Genomic DNA, 16,584 nt, shown 5'->3' with positions numbered 1-16,584 from the left:
TACCTGGTTGATAGGTCGAAGGTGTAAGTGCAGTAATGTATTTAGCTTATCGATACTAATAGGTCGAGGACTTGACCAAAATCATTAACTAAATGATATACAGTTTTCAGAGTATTAACTCTAAAAGATAAAGATTATGTGGTTATTATAGCAAAGAGGATACACCTGTTCCCATACCGAACACAGAAGTTAAGCTCTTTAGCGCTGATGGTACTTGGGGGGCGACCCCCTGGGAGAGTAAGACGTAGCCACGTAATCTTTTTTTATGTCTAAAATTAAATAATGATTAAAATTATTTTTATGAGTATAAATAAGGTCGTTGATAGATTATAATAGTATCAACGACTTTATTTGTATTTATATACGAAAATTAATTGATAAATATAATACATATTAAATAAGTATTAATTTATTATATTGATTATTGGTTAGATCTAATCATTAGAAGGAGAACAAAATGAAAACAGAGATTATTAATCATTTAAGAGAAATCGTAGAAACTAATCTAATATCATTTCATGTGCCAGGTCATAAGTTAGGAAAAATTTATGACAAACTTGGATACTCTGATATAGTTAAAAATATATATAAAATGGACACAACTGAGATACCAGGAACTGATAATTTACATTCGCCAGAAGGAATAATAAAAAAATCGCAAGAAAGGGCTTCTAAGGCTTTCAAAAGCGATGAGACATATTATCTTATAAATGGAAGTACATGTGGGATACAAGGGGCTATAATGGCTTTATGTAATCCTAAGGATAAGATAATTGTTAATAGAGATTGCCATCAATCTGTTATAAATTCATGTATATTAGCTGATATAGAACCTGTATATATACTTTCTAAAATTGACAAAGAGACTAATATACAAGAGGGAATTCATATTGAAGAAGCTAAGAAGATAATAGACAATAATTTAGATGCTAAAGCTATTTTACTTACATATCCAACTTACTATGGAAGAACTTTTGATTTAAAGGAAATATGTGATTATGCGCATAAACATAACATAGCAGTAATAGTAGATGAGGCACATGGAGCACATTTAGGTTTAAGTGATAGATTACCAAAGACTGCCCTAGAAGAAGGTGCAGATATAGTAATTCAAAGCACTCATAAGACATTACCTTCATTTACTCAATCATCAATGATACATATAAAAGGAGATAGAGTGGATAGACAAAAATTAAGTACTATGCTTAGAATAATAGAATCATCTAGTCCTTCTTATATGCTTATGTCTTCATTAGAATTGGCCGTAGATATATATGAAACTAAAGGCCATGAATTAATGGAAGAACTTTTAGATAATATAGAGAAGTTTAAAGAAAAAAATAAAAATACAAGTTTTGATATATATAATGAAGATGACAAAACAAAGCTATTTTTATCTTCTAAAAAACTAGGAATGACGGGATATGAATTAGAAGATCTTTTAAGAGAAAAGTACAATATACAGGTAGAATTAGCCAATTATTATGGAGTACTTTTAATATGTACTATAGGAAATACTAAAGAAGATTTAGATAGATTATCCGAAGCGTTAGAAGACATGTCAAATAGATATAAGAAAGATTCTTATATAGAATGTCTAGAATATCCAGTAGTAATACCAGAAAAAGTGCTAAACCCTAGAGAGGCATTTTATAAAAGTAAGAAAAGTGTTAAAATATATGAAAGTATCGGACAAATTTGCGCCGAATATGTAATACCTTATCCGCCGGGAGTGAGTCTATTGTCTCCAGGAGAAGTAATTACTAAAGAAATAATAGATTATGTAATTTTATGCCATAAAAAAGGAATGAATATAAATGGAATAAAATATTCGAATTTAGAATTTATAGAGATTATAAGTGACTAATATAAATGATTATAAATTTTAGATAGACTTAATTTAATATATTATGTCAATTAATCTACTACTCTACTAAGATATCTTATACATAATTAAAAAATAAATCAAAATATATAAGACCAAATAAAGAATTACGGAGGTGATACCTGATTAAATATTTTTTTAATCAGGATATAAATATGAAGGGAAAGTTAATAATCATAGAAAGTGGATCAGATGCAAGCGGAAAGGCCACTCAAACAAAGAAGTTATATGAAAGACTTTTAGAAGATGGATATAATGTTAGAAAGGTTGAATATCCAAATTATGATGGTGAGTCATCAGCACTAGTCAAAATGTACTTAAGAGGAGAATTTGGAAGTAAGCCTTCAGATGTAGACCCTTATATAGCATCTACATTTTATGCAGCAGATAGATATGCATCGTTTAAAACAGAATGGGAAGAGTTCTATAACAACGGTGGGGTAGTACTTGCAGATAGATATACAACATCTAATATGGTACATCAAGCTTCTAAAATGGCTAAGGAAGATAGAGATAAATATTTAGATTGGTTATTTGATTATGAGTTTAATCTGTATAAAATTCCACAACCAGATTGTGTAGTATTTTTAGATGTTCCAATAGAGTTTAGTAAAAAACTTATGGAAAATAGAAAAAATAAAATAACTGGTGAGGATAAAAAAGATATACATGAAAGTGATTTAGATTATTTAGAGAAATCATATAATAACTCTTTATATATAGCTGATAAGTATAATTGGGAAAAAATAAACTGTGTAGAGGAAGAAAACCTTAGAAGTATAGATAGTATACATGAAGAGATATACAAGGTTGTAGTGGATAAGATAAAGTCTGTGGAGAGATAAATATGTACTTTGAAGATATAATAGGACAAGAGTTTGCTAAAAAATATTTAACAAATTCTATAAAAAATAATAAAATAAGCCATGCATACATGTTTGAAGGAATAGAAGGTATAGGAAAAAAGAAACTAACAGAGGAATTAGCAAAATTATTGCTAGATATAAGCGATGTTAAAAATAGCCCTGACTATATAGAGATAGATCCAGATGGAAATAGTATAAAAATAGCCCAAATAAGAAAATTACAAACAGATATAATTATAAAGCCTCATAAAGACTATAAAATATATGTAATAAATGATGCTCATAAAATGACAATTGAAGGTCAAAATGCTCTTTTAAAGACGTTAGAAGAGCCACCGAAGTATGCTATAATCATTCTTGTAACATCTAATAAAGAAGCTCTTTTAGATACTATAAAATCTAGATGTGAAATAATAAAATTCTTACCTATATCTCTTATAGACTTAAAAAAATACCTAATACAAAAAGGTGTAGATGAACAGAGAGCTCAATTGTTAGCTACTTTTTCTAGAGGTAGTATAGAAAAAGCATTAGAACTGTCTGAATCTAGTGAGTTTGCTCTTATGAGAGAAGAAATACAATCATATATAGAAAGACTTCTTGATAAGAATATAGTTGATATATTAGATATATCGTTAGATATAGAAAAATATAGAGGAGATATATTCAATATTTTAGATATTATGATTAATTATTTTAGAGATATTATGTTTATAAAAGAAAAAATTGACAAGAACATGATAATAAATTCCGATAAAATTACTTTTTTACAAAATATGAGTAAAAAAATTAGCTATTCTCAAGTGTCTAAGATTATTGATATAATAGAAGAGACAAAGAAAAAGATAAGAAGCAATTGTAACTTTAATATAAGTATGCAAGTTATGGCTTTGAATATATATGAGGTGATTAAATGATAAAGATAGTGGGTGTTAGGTTTAAAAATGCAGGTAAAATTTATTACTTTGATCCTGTTGATTTAGAAATAGAGAAAAATATGGATGTAGTAGTTGAAACTGCAAGGGGATTAGAATATGGTTCAGTGGTAGTAGGGCCAAAGGAAATATCAGAAGAAGAGTTAGTTTCACCATTAAAACCAATCATAAGAGTAGCTACAGAAGAAGATACTAAAATATATCTTGAAAACAAAGAAAAATCTAAGGAAACTTTTAAAATATGCCAACAAAAAATTAAAAGCCATGGGTTAACTATGTATTTAATAGATTGTGAATATACATTTGATAGAAATAAGCTAATTTTCTATTTCACAGCAGAAGGCAGAATAGATTTTAGAGAGCTTGTAAAAGATTTAGCATCGATATTTAAGACTAGAATAGAATTAAGACAAATTGGGGTTAGAGATGAAGCTAAAACAATAGGTGGATTAGGACCATGTGGTAGAAGTCTTTGTTGTTCATCATGGTTAGGAGATTTCCAACCAGTATCTATAAAAATGGCAAAAGACCAAAGTTTATCATTAAACCCTACAAAAATATCAGGAATATGTGGAAGACTGTTCTGTTGCTTAAAATATGAGCATGATGTGTATGCAGAAGCGATAGATGTTATGCCATCAGTAGGAGCATTAGTTAAAGTTGAAGATGGAAAAGGACGAGTTATAGAAATAAATCCATTATTAGAACAAGTTAAAGTTGAATTTAATGATAAGACTATAAAAGTATATCTTAAAGATGATGTTAAGGTATTACAAGAGCCTAGAAAATGTGGTGGATGTCAAAATGATATAGATGAAGCTACATTAAGAGAGTTAAAGAAACTAGAAGATTAATTTTATATAACTAAGGGGGTAGGATTTTTCCTACCCTTTTAGATAGAATAAATATAATTGATAAAGAACTTAATATAGAAAATATTAATATATTTAGTAAAGTATTTGACAGTCTTAGAGTAAGACATGAAAGGAGATATATATGGAAGTACAATTAAAGGAAACAGAAAGAATAGATGACTTGCAATTGAAAGGTCTTAAATTAATACAGGATAAAACTGGATTTTGTTTTGGTATAGATGCAGTATTATTAGCTAATTTTGCAAAGGTTAAAAAAGGAGCTAAAGTAGTAGATTTAGGAACTGGAACAGGTATAATACCAACACTTATAGCAGGAAAAAGCCAAGCGAGTAAAATAATAGGTGTCGAGATACAAGAAGAAGTATATGAAATGGCTACTCGCTCTGTAAAATTAAACAATCTAGAAGACAGAGTGGAAATAATAAATGCTGACATAAAGACAATAGATAAAACATTAGAAGTACATGGCTATCATGTAGTTACATCAAATCCTCCATATATGCACATGGATGGTATAAAAAACCCTAATGATAAAAAGATGATATCAAGACATGAAGTTAAATGCAATTTAGAAGATGTTATAAGAGCAGCATCAAGGCTTACAATGCCTAAAGGAAAGTTTTTCATGATACATAGACCTACAAGACTTGTAGATATAATAGAGTTAGGAAGAAAATATAGACTAGAACCTAAGCAAGTTCAATTTATTCATCCAAGGGCTAATAAGGCACCAAACCTAATACTTGTAGAGTTTGCTAAAGATGGAAGACCAGAATTGAAAATATTGGATCCATTATATGTATATGGAGAAGATGGAAACTATACAGATGAGATAAAAGCAATATATGCAAATGAAGATATAGGAGAAGAGTAAATGAGCGGAAAGTTATATGTATGTCCAACACCTATAGGTAATTTAGAAGATATGACTTATAGAACAGTAAGAATTTTAAATGAAGTAGATTTAATAGCAGCAGAAGATACAAGACATAGTATAAAGCTTTTAAATCATTTTGAAATATCTAAACCATTAACTAGTTACCATGAACATAATAAAGATTCTAAAGGAAGTTATCTTATAGATAAATTATTAAATGGAGAAAATATAGCATTAATAAGTGATGCAGGAATGCCTGGAATAAGCGACCCAGGTGAAGAAATGATAAAGCAAGCAATAGAAAATAATATAGAGATAGAAGTATTGCCAGGAGCTAGTGCATCTATTATAGCTTTAGTTGGTTCAGGGCTTGAAACTAGAAAGTTTGCTTTTGAAGGATTTTTAGACAGAGATAAGAGAGTAAGAAGGCAGCAATTAGAGGAAGTCAAGGAAGAAAGAAGAACTATAATATTCTATGAATCACCACATAGATTAAAAGATACTTTAAAAGATATGCTAAAAATATTAGGAAATAGAAAAATAGCAGTAAATAGAGAACTTACTAAAAAATATCAAGAAGTAATAAGAGAAGATATTGAAACAGTAATTGAAATATTTAATGAAAAAGAAGTAAAGGGTGAATTTGTATTAATAGTAGAAGGATTTAAAGGTGAGATAACTAAGAAAAATAGCTATGATGACCTTAATGAAAGAGAATATGTTATTGCATTACTAGAAGAAGGTAAAAATAAAAAAGAAGCTATAAAAATAGTATGTAAGGACAGAAAACTACAGAAAGATATAGTATATAAGCAAGTTTTAGACCTATAAAATAAAACTAACTTGGGGTGGCTAAAATGGAAATTAAAGATATGTTGTTAGAAAGTTTAGTGTTTGAAAATACATCAGAAAAGTTTAAAGAATTAGATAGACTTAAAAAATTAGAAAAAGTTATATTAAAATTAAATGGCATGAAAGAAGTAGGAGAATGTAAATTTCATGTAGTAAATGTCTATGAACATTCTATAAAAGCCTTAGAAGAGTTTGAAGAAATACTCAAAGAGGGAGAATTTTTCTCAAGTCATTTAAGAAACAATATAAAAGAATATTTAAATGAAGATATGGATGGTCATATAAAAAAGATTCATCTATTAAAATTAAGTATATTCTTACATGATATAGGTAAAGCAGACAGTAAAACAGTAGATGATACAGGAAGAGTACATTTTAGAGGGCATGAGATAGTAGGAGCTAAAATTTCAAGAGAATTAGGAAAAAGCCTAAATCTTGATGAAAGAAGTATAGAATTGATTGAAAAATATGTAAGATACCATATGGTACTCTTAGCTCTATATAAGAAAAATGATATGAGTAAAGAAAATCTTACAGAGTTATTTGATATTTTAGGAAAAGACTGTATAGGAGTGTTTATATTAGGCTATTGCGATATAGTAGCAACAAGAAAACTACTAAATCCAAATGAAGATATGAATATAATAAAGGTGTATATGGAATATGCACTTACGAATTATATCTATAGATATAAGCAAAGTTCATAATATAAATATTAGTTATCTAGAATATATATTTTTAAAGAAAAGAAGTCAATGTAAAATAGTAGTTACTTTACATTGACTTCTTTTTTGATAATATTGGATCAATTTTTATAATATAGCCTTAGCTTGTATTGGTGTTGATAGTATAACTGAAGTTTTAGTAGAGCCGATTTTCTTTATTGTATCAATAACGTTTTCAAGTTCATACATGTCTCTAACTACAACCTTTAATAGTGAGCAGTCATCTCCTGTAACATGATGACATTCAACTATTCTTGGATCTTGACGAGCTACATTAATAAACTCTTCATACTTATTGCTAGGTAAAGATATGTGTATAAAAGCTTTTATAACTCTACCTAAAGCATCAGGATTAACTATAGCTTTATAACCTTCTATTATTCCTGATTCCTCTAGCCTTTTAACTCTTTCAGAAACAGCTGGAGAAGTTAGTCCAACTATTTTACCTAAATCTTTCATTGAAATTCTACCATCTTGTTGTAGAATGTCTATAATTCTGTGATCTGTAGCATCCATTTTGAATCCCCCTTGTATTAAGATGATTTATTATAGAAATTTTTAGAATCTATCATGTTGTTTTTTAGGTCCCAAAGGTCCTTAGATAAATCTACTTTGTAAGTCTGAGGATTAGAAAATCTTCTGTACTCATCCCATAAAGTGTTTAACTCATTTTGTACATAATCTCTTATTTTCATAACAGGTTTATGCTCATACATACATTTACCATTTATAAATAAAGGCTTATGAAGCTCTTTAACTGTATAGTTATTAAAAACTTTTGATTTCCAAGTGTATACAGGATGGAATACAGTAAGAGGCTTAGATTCATCTATTTTCTCATCATGCAACATTATTAAATCTGCTTCAGCCTTGTTATCTTCATTATAAATTCTTACAACTTTTTTATATCCTGGGTTATTTATTTTTTCAGGATCTTCTGATAATTTTATCTTAGGTTCTATTTTATCGCCATTAAAAGATGCAGCTAACTTGTAAACTCCTCCCAGAGACGGAGAGTCAGCAGATGTTATCAATTTAGTTCCAACACCCCAAGAGTTTATAGCAGCACCTTCAGATTTAAGATTAGATATAGTATGCTCATCTAAGTCATTAGATGCTGTTATACTAATATCAGTAAAACCTTCCTCTTCTAATGCTTTTTTACATTCTTTAGATAAATAGTGTAAATCACCAGAATCTAATCTAATACCTAAAGGCTTGTGACCTTTTTCTCTTAAGTCTTTGAATATTTTTATAGCATTAGGAAGTCCACTATTTAATACATTATAAGTGTCTATAAGTAAAAGGCATTTATCTGGATATATGTCGGCATAAGCTTCAAATGCCTCTAATTCTGTATCAAATTTTTGAACCCAGCTATGAGCTTGAGTTCCTACTACAGGAACATCAAATAATTTACCTGCTAAAACATTAGCAGTAGCATTACATCCCCCTATCATAGCAGCTCTAGCACCATATGTACCGGCATCAGGACCTTGAGCACGTCTAAGTCCAAACTCAAACACTGGATCTCCTTGAGCAGCAAAACAAACTCTAGATGCCTTCGTTGCTATAAGTGATTGAAAATTAACAATTGTTAATAAGGCAGTTTCGATTAATTGGGCTTGATATAATGGAGCTTTTACAGTAAGTATAGGCTCATTTGGGAACATTATAGTACCTTCTTCAACTGAGTATATATCCCCTGTAAATTTGAAATCCTTCAAAAACGTTAAAAATTTATCAGAAAAAAGATTTAGGCTTTTAAGATACTTTAAATCTTCATCGGAAAAATTTATGTTTTTTATATACTCAACAAATTGATCTATACCACACACTATTGTGTAGCCCCCGTTGCAAGCATTTTTTCTAAAAAACATATCAAATACTACAACATCTTCATGGATATTTTTTTCAAAATAACCATTTATCATAGTGAGTTGATACAAATCAGTAAGAAGTGTTAAATTTCTCATTGCATTTCTCCTTAAATATATATAATTATAAAATCACTTCGTATATGGATTAGTATGAAAAGCTAGTTGATTAAAAAACCCCACATATATACTAAAACACAATATAGTGCAAGTTTCAAGTATAAAGTAGTATATATAAATCATAAAATTTATCTAGAGGGGAGGCGATTTAATGGCAAGAATATGGTTTTATATGATTGCTATAGGAATAATAGGAAGTATGGTGTTTAATAATCTAGGAGAACTAAACAAAGTAATATTAACAGAGGCATCTAAAGGAGTAGAATTTGCAATAAGTTTAGCTGGGGTAATGGCTCTTTGGATGGGGATAATGAACATAGCAAAAGATGCTGGATTGATAGAAAAAATTGGACAAAAACTAAACCCTATAATGACAAGACTTTTCCCATCCATACCAAAGGGACATAAAGCTATGTCTTATATGGTTATGAATATAGCTTTGAATATGGTAGGGGCAGGTAATGGAGCTACAGCATTTGGACTAAAGGCTATGGAAGAACTACAAACTTTAAATCCTAAAAAGGATACAGCGACAAATGATATGATAATGTTTTTAGTCATTAATATATCATCAATTCAGTTAATACCATTTACTATGCTCAAAATAAGAATGGATTTAGGTTCTCAAAATCCAAGTCAGATAATAGTAACTACATTATTTGCAACAACAGTATCAACAATAATAGCTATAATAACCTGTAAATTATTGCAAAGTAAAAGGAGGTTAAGATAGATGGAGCTATTTTCAAATATACTTGTCCCTCTAATAATACTTTACATAGTTATTTATGGAAGACACAAAAAAATAGATATATATGATAGTTTTGTAAAAGGAGCAATAGATGGTCTTAAATCAGCTTGGTCTATAACACCTTACATAATAGGGATATTCTTAGCGATAGGGATATTTAAAACTGGGAAAGGAATAGAAATGCTTGAATTTTTATTTAAGCCAATAGCAGAGCTAATGAGTATACCAAAAGAACTTATAGGATTAATAATAGTAAAACCTCTTTCAGGAAGCGGTGCACTTGGAATGTATACTGAATTAGCACAAAGAGTAGGTATAGATACCATAATAGAGAAAATGGGATCTACAATAGTTGGGGCATCTGAAACAATTTTTTACACAATGGCTATATACTATGGAAGTTTAAAAATAAAGAACACTAGACACACACTAACTTGTGCTATGATAAGTCATATTGCAGGAGTTATAGCATCTGTATTTATCTGCTATATATTATTTACAGCTTAATATTTCTATAAAATGTACAAGATGGTATAATTAAAGTGTAAAAACCAATTGACATTAATTTATTAATTATATAGAATTAGTTTTAAATAGTAACAAAATTACATAAAATGAATAAAATATATTTATTTAGTAAAATATAGAAATATATAAAGCTGAGAAGAGAAGAGTAAATAAGGACTTTTTCTACAGAGAGCTAGGTTAGGTGAAAGCTAGCGTCAAAGAAATTATTGAAGATGGCCTCGGAGCTTTTTTATCTGAATAATAGATAGCTCTATTTTTAAGATAAAACGGTTAGACACGTTATAGTCTGCTAAGATATCTAAAGTATTATAAGATACTATATTGATATGAGCAAACATCAATAAGTTTTAACTTTTAAAGTAGTATCTATAAATTTAGATAATTAGGGTGGTACCGCGAATAATCTCGCCCCTATGTATATCATAGGAGGCGAGTTTTTTAATACAAAGAGTTTCAACTCTATATTAAAGGTTAAAAATATAAATATATACTAAAAATAAATCAGGAGGTAAGAATATGACAAAACCAACTTTCTATGTAACAACTCCTATATACTACCCAAGTGGAAACTTACATATAGGACATACTTATACAACTGTTGCAGCAGATGCAATAGCAAGATTTAAACGTTTCTGTGGATATGATGTAAAGTTCTTAACAGGAACAGATGAGCACGGAGAAAAGATACAAAAAACTGCTAAGGCAAAAGGTATGACTGAGATAGAATACTTAGATGGAATGATAGCAGATATACAAAAGTTATGGAAGACTATGGATATATCATATGATGATTTTATAAGAACTACACAAGATAGACATAAGGTAATAATCCAAAAGATATTTACTAAGTTATATGAACAAGGAGATATATACAAAGGAGCTTATGAAGGTAAGTATTGTACTCCATGTGAAAGTTTCTGGACAGAATCACAATTAGTAGATGGAAATAAGTGTCCTGACTGTGGAAGAGAAACTTATGATGCTAAGGAAGAGGCTTACTTCTTCAAATTATCAAAATACGAAGATAGATTAAGAGAATTATTTGCTGACCCTAACTTCTGTTTCCCAGTATCAAGAAAAAATGAGATGGTTGCAAACTTCTTAGATAAAGGATTAGAAGATTTATGTGTAACTAGAACTACATTTGATTGGGGTATAAAGGTACCATTTGATGAAAAACACGTAATATACGTTTGGGTAGATGCTTTATGCAACTATATAACAGCTTTAGGATATATGAGTGAAAATGATTCAGAATATAAAAAATTCTGGCCAGCTAATGTTCATATAGTAGGTAAAGAAATAATGAGATTCCATACAATAATATGGCCAGCTATACTTATGGCTTTAGGTGAAGAAGTACCTACACAAGTATATGGACATGGATGGATATTATTTGATAATGATAAGATGAGTAAATCAAAAGGAAACATAGTTTATCCAGAGCAAATGATAGAAAGATACGGAGTAGATGCTCTTAAATACTTCTTATTAAGAGAATTTGCATTTGGTCAAGATGGTAACTATACTCATAGAAACTTTATAACTAGACTTAACTCAGATTTAGCAAATGATTTAGGAAACTTAGTAAGTAGAACAGTTGCAATGGTTGAAAAATATAACGGTGGAATAATACCAATGCCAAAAGCTACTACTGAATTTGATGCTGACTTAAAAGAAACTGCTAGATTATCAGTAGAAAATTTTGAAAATGAAATGAACAAACTTCAATTTAATGAAGCATTAGAAAGTGCTTGGAAATTAATAAGAAGAACTAACAAGTATATAGATGAAACTATGCCTTGGGCTTTAGCAAAAGATGAAGCTAACAAAGATACTTTAGATACAGTATTATACAACTTATGTGAATCTATAAGAATAGTAGCTACATTAATAAATCCAATAATGAACGCTACTGCTAAAAAAATATACTGTCAATTAGGAATAACAAATGAAGAATTAACAACTTGGGAAAGTGTTAAAACATTTGGATTAATAACTGAAGGAACAAAAGTACACAAAGGTGAATCTTTATTCCCAAGATTAGATATAGAAAAGGAAGTAGAAGAATTGAACGAATTATTTGCAGAAAAGAAAGACGTAGTAGAAGAAGTAGCTCCATTAGAGCACAAAGAAAACATAACAATAGATGAATTAGATAAAGTTGAACTAAGAGTAGGTAAAGTTTTAAGCTGTGAAAAACATCCAAAAGCAGATAGACTTTTAGTATCTCAAATAAAATTAGGTTCAGAGACAAGACAAATCGTATCTGGAATAGCTAAATGGTATAAGCCAGAAGATATGGTTGGAAAAGAAGTTATAGTTGTTTGTAACTTAAAGCCAGTTAAGCTAAGAGGAGTAGAATCTCAAGGTATGATATTAGCTGCTGGAGATGATGGTGATGATTTAATAGTACCAGTAGCAACAGGTGCTAAGGATGGATGCGAAGTTCGTTAATTAGTTAGGAGAATAAAAAATGTTATTTGACTCACACGCACACTTAAATAGTGAAAGATTTGATGAAGATAGAGAAGAATTAATAGAATCTTTAAAAGAAAAAGGTGTAGATTTAGTATTAAATCCAGGAGCAGATATAGAAACATCAATAACTAGTGTAGAATTAGCTAATAAGTATGATTTTATATATGCAGCAGTTGGAGTACATCCACACGATGTTAAAGATTTAGATGAAACTGCAATAGATACTTTAAGAAAATTAGCTACTGAAAATGAAAAAGTAGTAGCTATAGGTGAAATCGGATTAGACTATTACTATGATAATTCACCTAGAGAAGAACAAAAAGAATGGTTTAAAAAACAAATAGAATTAGCTAATGAGTTAAAATTGCCTATAATAATACATGATAGAGATGCTCATGGAGATACTTTTGAAATAATAAAAAATACAAAATCTCCAGAAATAGGATGCGTGCTTCATTGTTATAGTGGGAATGTTGAATTAGCTAGAGAATATGTAAAAATGGGTTGCTATATATCAATACCAGGAACAGTGACTTTTAAAAATAATAAAAAAACTAGAGAAGTAGCAAAAGAAATACCTCTAGAATATTTATTAATAGAAACTGATTCACCATATATGGCTCCAGAGCCTCATAGAGGGAAAAGAAATGACCCATCATTAGTTCAATTTGTAGCAGATAAGATTGCTCAAGAAAAAGGTATATCTTACGAGCAAGTTTGCAAAGCTACAAAAGAAAATGCTAAAAGATTATTTAATATAAAATAAAAGCCCTTGAGACTGTATAGTCTCAAGAGCTTTTTTTAATACAATTATAAAATATTTATAGATATACATTATTATTCTAGGCACTATAATTATTAAGTAAATATTGTAAAACACAATAAAAATAGAGTGTAAAAACAAAAACTATAGCACATAATGATATTATAGTTTTTGTTTTTCCTTGATAAAATTACATAAAAAACGTAAAATATAGAAATGAAGTTAAGACAGGATACAAAACAGATAAAGGTGAATTGATAATGATAAAAGAAATAATAGTTGTAGAAGGAAGAGACGATGTTACAGCAGTAAAAAGAGCTGTAGATGCAGAACTTATAACAACTGGTGGATTTGGGTTTCCTAAAGGTGTTATGGAAAGAATAAAATCTGCTCAAAAAAGACGTGGAGTAATAATATTTACAGATCCTGATTTTGCGGGTGAAAAAATAAGAAAAAAAATAGCTGCAGAAGTTCCAGGATGTAAGCATGCTTTTTTACCAAGAGAGGAAGCTAAAAAAGATGGTGACATAGGTATAGAAAATGCCACACCAAAGAGTATAATAGCAGCTCTTGAGAGAGTTAGAACAGAAAGTACAGAAAAAAGAGATGAATTTAAGCAAGTTGATTTAATAAGAAATGGACTTATAGGAAATGAAGATGCATCTAATAGAAGAGATGAATTAGGAAAGATACTTGGAATCGGATATGGAAATGCCAAGCAATTCTTAAATAGATTAAATAATTATGGGGTTACTAGAGAAGAATTTGTAAAATCACTAGAAACTTTAGATAAATAAATATAAAAGGAGAAAAATTAATGGATAGACTTTCATCACATAGAGCCACAAAAGATGTAGTTGAAAAGCACGGATTTAAATTTTCAAAGTCTTTAGGGCAAAACTTTTTAATAGATGATAATGTAATAGATAAAATATTAAGAGGGGCAAGACTTTCTGAAGGAGACTATATAATAGAAGTAGGTCCTGGTATAGGGACACTAACTCGTGAGATGGGTAAAGTAGCTCAGAAAGTTGTGGCTATAGAAATAGATAAAACATTAATACCTATATTACAGGGTGAAACATTAAAAGACTTTGATAATATAGAAGTTATAAATCAAGATATATTAAAAGTAAATGTTCAAGAATTAGTAAAAGAAAAACTAAATGGGGGACCAGTTAAATTAGTTGCAAACTTACCATACTATATAACAACTCCAATAGTTATGAAGTTCTTAGAAGAAGATATACCAGTAACGGATATAGTTGTAATGGTACAAAAGGAAGTTGCAGATAGAATGAATGCAGTACCAGGAACAAAAGATTATGGAGCTTTATCAGTAGCAGTTCAATATTATTGTGATACAGAAATAGTAGCAAAAGCACCAAGACATATGTTTATACCACAACCAAATGTTGACTCAACAGTTATAGGACTTCATGTTAGAGAAGAAATAAAATATCCAGTTGATAATGAAGAAATATTCTTCAAGACTGTTAAAGCGGCTTTTGGACAAAGAAGAAAAACATTACTTAATGCATTAGGTGGATTAGGATTCTTAAGTAAAGATGAGATAAAGGAAGTACTAAGTGCTGCTAATATAGATGAAAAAAGAAGAGGGGAAACTTTATCAATAGAAGAGTTTGCCACTTTATCAAATAAAGTAAATGAAAAAGTACCTTCAAAATAATTGAAGGTACTTTTTTTAGAATCATACTCATATACTATTAAGAGAAATTATGTTAAAAGGGGGATTAAAAGTGGCAGCTAAAAAAAAATTTAAGAGAGATTATATAATCCTTGAAGCTAAGGACACTAACTTTAGATACAAAGAACGTGTTTTACCAAAAGCATTTGCTAAAGTAGAGATAAATGATGAAAAATCAATAATTTCATTATATGTAGAAAATCTTAAATTTATGAAAGATGGATATAGGGTAGTTGCTATACAAAGCGATTATGATACCCTTGATTTAGGAAAGGTATTGCCAAGTGAGCAAGGAAAAGGTGAATTTACATTAAATTTAGACAGAGAAGATATAGATATAAAAGGTATAGCTCTTTTATATGAAAAAACTGTACCACTTATAGGATTTAAAGGTACTAAGATAGATAATTATGAGGAAATATTATTTGCAGGAGAAGAGTATGAAGATGACGAAAGATTTGAGGGATATGAAGAAATAGAGTATATAGAAGTAGATGATAATGACGAAGGGTTTGAGGAATATGAAGAAATAGGATATATAGATGTAGATAATATAGAAGAAGATGATAATGAAGAAGAGTATGAAGTGTATGAAGAAATAGAGTATATAGAAATAGATGATGATGAAGAAGAGTATGAAAGTGAAGAAGAAAGTGTATACAACTCAGATGATGGTTATTATGAAATTATAGAGGAGGATGTAAATCCTCAAACTAGAGAAAAATATGACGAATATGATAATATAGATAAAACTATAGAGAAAAATAGAAAAAGTAGTGAACCTAAAGAAAACAAGACATATCCTAATGCTTCACATCAACAAAAAACACGTCAAAAGTATGCAAAATCAAATTCTATAGACGAATACCAAAAAACAGCGGGAACACTTTTAATGCCAAGACAAATAAAAAAAGGGCTTAAACATTTTAAGGAAGTAAAACCATTTATTAAAGATGAAATAGATAATACTAGATGGTGGAAAATTGAAATAAGTCCTATAACTTTATGTGGTTATACTATGCCTTACTTAGGATATGTTAATACTCTAAATTATACAATGTATAGTGATGCAGTGATGCAATCATATAAGTATAGACATTACTTATTTGGTGTACAATATGATGAGTATAATAAGAGAAAAAATTATATATACGCAGTTCCAGGGAATAAAACAGAACAACCAGATAAAGGTCATACAGGGTTTAGAGAATATCAACCTTGTGACACAAGAAATGATAGCTTAGGATATTGGTTATGTATGATAGATTCAAGAAGTAGAAAAATAATAAAATAGAATAAATTACCTCAGATATTGATAAATTTTTGGTAATGCTCTAAAAT

16 protein-coding genes, 2 rRNA genes and 1 other annotated feature are annotated in these 16,584 nt (G+C 29.2%); of the genes, 16 read left to right on the top strand and 2 right to left on the bottom strand.

The window, feature by feature from the left end; translation table 11 throughout:
* The 9 genes from I4U66_RS11690 to I4U66_RS11650 form a co-directional block, all read left to right on the top strand.
* Positions 1 to 79 (top strand): 23S ribosomal RNA (locus I4U66_RS11690); the annotation flags it as partial.
* Positions 80 to 137: 58 nt separating this feature from the next.
* Positions 138 to 254: ribosomal RNA gene (gene rrf, locus I4U66_RS11685) — 5S ribosomal RNA — on the top strand.
* Between the two features lie 203 nt (positions 255 to 457).
* On the top strand, positions 458 to 1,867 hold the full coding sequence (locus tag I4U66_RS11680) for an aminotransferase class I/II-fold pyridoxal phosphate-dependent enzyme (protein WP_195929005.1): 1,410 nt from the start codon (positions 458 to 460) through the stop codon (positions 1,865 to 1,867).
* A gap of 173 nt (positions 1,868 to 2,040) precedes the next feature.
* The gene (locus I4U66_RS11675; protein WP_195581714.1) at positions 2,041 to 2,730 is read left to right on the top strand and encodes a dTMP kinase; all 690 of its coding nucleotides are present in this window, start codon (positions 2,041 to 2,043) and stop codon (positions 2,728 to 2,730) included.
* Positions 2,731 to 2,732: 2 nt separating this feature from the next.
* Entirely contained in the window at positions 2,733 to 3,668 is a 936-nt protein-coding gene (locus I4U66_RS11670) for a DNA polymerase III subunit (RefSeq protein ID WP_195929003.1), read from the top strand.
* Positions 3,665 to 4,540: a PSP1 domain-containing protein gene (locus I4U66_RS11665; protein WP_195581712.1), complete on the top strand. Its 876-nt coding sequence runs from the start codon at positions 3,665 to 3,667 to the stop codon at positions 4,538 to 4,540. Before I4U66_RS11670 ends, I4U66_RS11665 begins: the two co-directional genes overlap by 4 nt.
* 142 nt (positions 4,541 to 4,682) lie before the next feature.
* Positions 4,683 to 5,435, top strand: a complete 753-nt coding sequence (locus I4U66_RS11660) for a tRNA1(Val) (adenine(37)-N6)-methyltransferase (RefSeq protein WP_195581711.1) — start codon at positions 4,683 to 4,685, stop codon at positions 5,433 to 5,435.
* On the top strand, positions 5,436 to 6,269 hold the full coding sequence (rsmI, locus tag I4U66_RS11655) for a 16S rRNA (cytidine(1402)-2'-O)-methyltransferase (RefSeq protein ID WP_195581710.1): 834 nt from the start codon (positions 5,436 to 5,438) through the stop codon (positions 6,267 to 6,269). It abuts the gene before it with no gap.
* A gap of 26 nt (positions 6,270 to 6,295) precedes the next feature.
* The gene (locus I4U66_RS11650) at positions 6,296 to 6,997 is read left to right on the top strand and encodes an HD domain-containing protein (protein WP_195581709.1); all 702 of its coding nucleotides are present in this window, start codon (positions 6,296 to 6,298) and stop codon (positions 6,995 to 6,997) included.
* Between the two features lie 105 nt (positions 6,998 to 7,102).
* On the opposite strand, the gene I4U66_RS11645 is transcribed toward I4U66_RS11650, so the two are convergent.
* Positions 7,103 to 7,531, bottom strand: a complete 429-nt coding sequence (locus I4U66_RS11645) for an Lrp/AsnC family transcriptional regulator (protein ID WP_092921491.1) — start codon at positions 7,529 to 7,531, stop codon at positions 7,103 to 7,105.
* 17 nt (positions 7,532 to 7,548) lie between these two features.
* Complete coding sequence (locus I4U66_RS11640) at positions 7,549 to 8,991, bottom strand: nicotinate phosphoribosyltransferase (RefSeq protein WP_195581708.1); 1,443 nt, start codon at positions 8,989 to 8,991, stop codon at positions 7,549 to 7,551.
* A gap of 172 nt (positions 8,992 to 9,163) precedes the next feature.
* On the opposite strand from I4U66_RS11640, the gene I4U66_RS11635 reads away from it, so the two are divergent.
* The 7 genes from I4U66_RS11635 (at position 9,164) to I4U66_RS11605 (ending at position 16,537) form a co-directional block, all read left to right on the top strand.
* Entirely contained in the window at positions 9,164 to 9,745 is a 582-nt protein-coding gene (locus I4U66_RS11635; RefSeq protein WP_240276228.1) for a nucleoside recognition domain-containing protein, read from the top strand.
* Complete coding sequence (locus I4U66_RS11630; protein WP_092921485.1) at positions 9,746 to 10,270, top strand: spore maturation protein; 525 nt, start codon at positions 9,746 to 9,748, stop codon at positions 10,268 to 10,270. It begins immediately after the preceding gene.
* A gap of 145 nt (positions 10,271 to 10,415) precedes the next feature.
* Positions 10,416 to 10,707, top strand: a binding site (T-box leader).
* Between the two features lie 67 nt (positions 10,708 to 10,774).
* On the top strand, positions 10,775 to 12,748 hold the full coding sequence (gene metG, locus I4U66_RS11625; RefSeq protein WP_330615415.1) for a methionine--tRNA ligase: 1,974 nt from the start codon (positions 10,775 to 10,777) through the stop codon (positions 12,746 to 12,748).
* A 19-nt stretch (positions 12,749 to 12,767) separates the two neighbouring features.
* On the top strand, positions 12,768 to 13,538 hold the full coding sequence (locus I4U66_RS11620; protein ID WP_195581706.1) for a TatD family hydrolase: 771 nt from the start codon (positions 12,768 to 12,770) through the stop codon (positions 13,536 to 13,538).
* Between the two features lie 257 nt (positions 13,539 to 13,795).
* Entirely contained in the window at positions 13,796 to 14,332 is a 537-nt protein-coding gene (rnmV, locus tag I4U66_RS11615; protein ID WP_092921479.1) for a ribonuclease M5, read from the top strand.
* Positions 14,333 to 14,352: 20 nt separating this feature from the next.
* Positions 14,353 to 15,225, top strand: coding sequence for a 16S rRNA (adenine(1518)-N(6)/adenine(1519)-N(6))-dimethyltransferase RsmA (gene rsmA / locus I4U66_RS11610; RefSeq protein ID WP_092921477.1), 873 nt, complete (start codon positions 14,353 to 14,355; stop codon positions 15,223 to 15,225).
* A gap of 70 nt (positions 15,226 to 15,295) precedes the next feature.
* Positions 15,296 to 16,537, top strand: coding sequence for a hypothetical protein (locus I4U66_RS11605; RefSeq protein WP_195581705.1), 1,242 nt, complete (start codon positions 15,296 to 15,298; stop codon positions 16,535 to 16,537).
* The last annotated feature ends 47 nt before the right edge of the window (positions 16,538 to 16,584 follow it).

The sequence above is a fragment of the Romboutsia sp. D33t1_170424_H2 genome (assembly GCF_015669105.1).
Taxonomy (GTDB): domain Bacteria; phylum Bacillota; class Clostridia; order Peptostreptococcales; family Peptostreptococcaceae; genus Romboutsia_C; species Romboutsia_C hominis.
This window is presented reverse-complemented; position numbering and strand designations above follow the sequence as displayed.

Bases quoted from the DNA above. Each gene is read 5' to 3' on its own strand.
- rsmA (WP_092921477.1), top strand. From the start codon at position 14,353: ATGGATAGACTTTCATCACATAGAGCCACAAAAGATGTAGTTGAAAAG.
- rnmV (WP_092921479.1), top strand. From the start codon at position 13,796: ATGATAAAAGAAATAATAGTTGTAGAAGGAAGAGACGATGTTACAGCA.
- rsmI (WP_195581710.1), top strand. From the start codon at position 5,436: ATGAGCGGAAAGTTATATGTATGTCCAACACCTATAGGTAATTTAGAA.
- I4U66_RS11675 (WP_195581714.1), top strand. From the start codon at position 2,041: ATGAAGGGAAAGTTAATAATCATAGAAAGTGGATCAGATGCAAGCGGA.
- I4U66_RS11680 (WP_195929005.1), top strand. From the start codon at position 458: ATGAAAACAGAGATTATTAATCATTTAAGAGAAATCGTAGAAACTAAT.
- I4U66_RS11650 (WP_195581709.1), top strand. From the start codon at position 6,296: ATGGAAATTAAAGATATGTTGTTAGAAAGTTTAGTGTTTGAAAATACA.
- I4U66_RS11630 (WP_092921485.1), top strand. From the start codon at position 9,746: ATGGAGCTATTTTCAAATATACTTGTCCCTCTAATAATACTTTACATA.
- I4U66_RS11620 (WP_195581706.1), top strand. From the start codon at position 12,768: ATGTTATTTGACTCACACGCACACTTAAATAGTGAAAGATTTGATGAA.
- I4U66_RS11645 (WP_092921491.1), bottom strand. From the start codon at position 7,531: ATGGATGCTACAGATCACAGAATTATAGACATTCTACAACAAGATGGT.
- I4U66_RS11665 (WP_195581712.1), top strand. From the start codon at position 3,665: ATGATAAAGATAGTGGGTGTTAGGTTTAAAAATGCAGGTAAAATTTAT.
- I4U66_RS11660 (WP_195581711.1), top strand. From the start codon at position 4,683: ATGGAAGTACAATTAAAGGAAACAGAAAGAATAGATGACTTGCAATTG.
- I4U66_RS11670 (WP_195929003.1), top strand. From the start codon at position 2,733: ATGTACTTTGAAGATATAATAGGACAAGAGTTTGCTAAAAAATATTTA.
- I4U66_RS11640 (WP_195581708.1), bottom strand. From the start codon at position 8,991: ATGAGAAATTTAACACTTCTTACTGATTTGTATCAACTCACTATGATA.
- I4U66_RS11635 (WP_240276228.1), top strand. From the start codon at position 9,164: ATGGCAAGAATATGGTTTTATATGATTGCTATAGGAATAATAGGAAGT.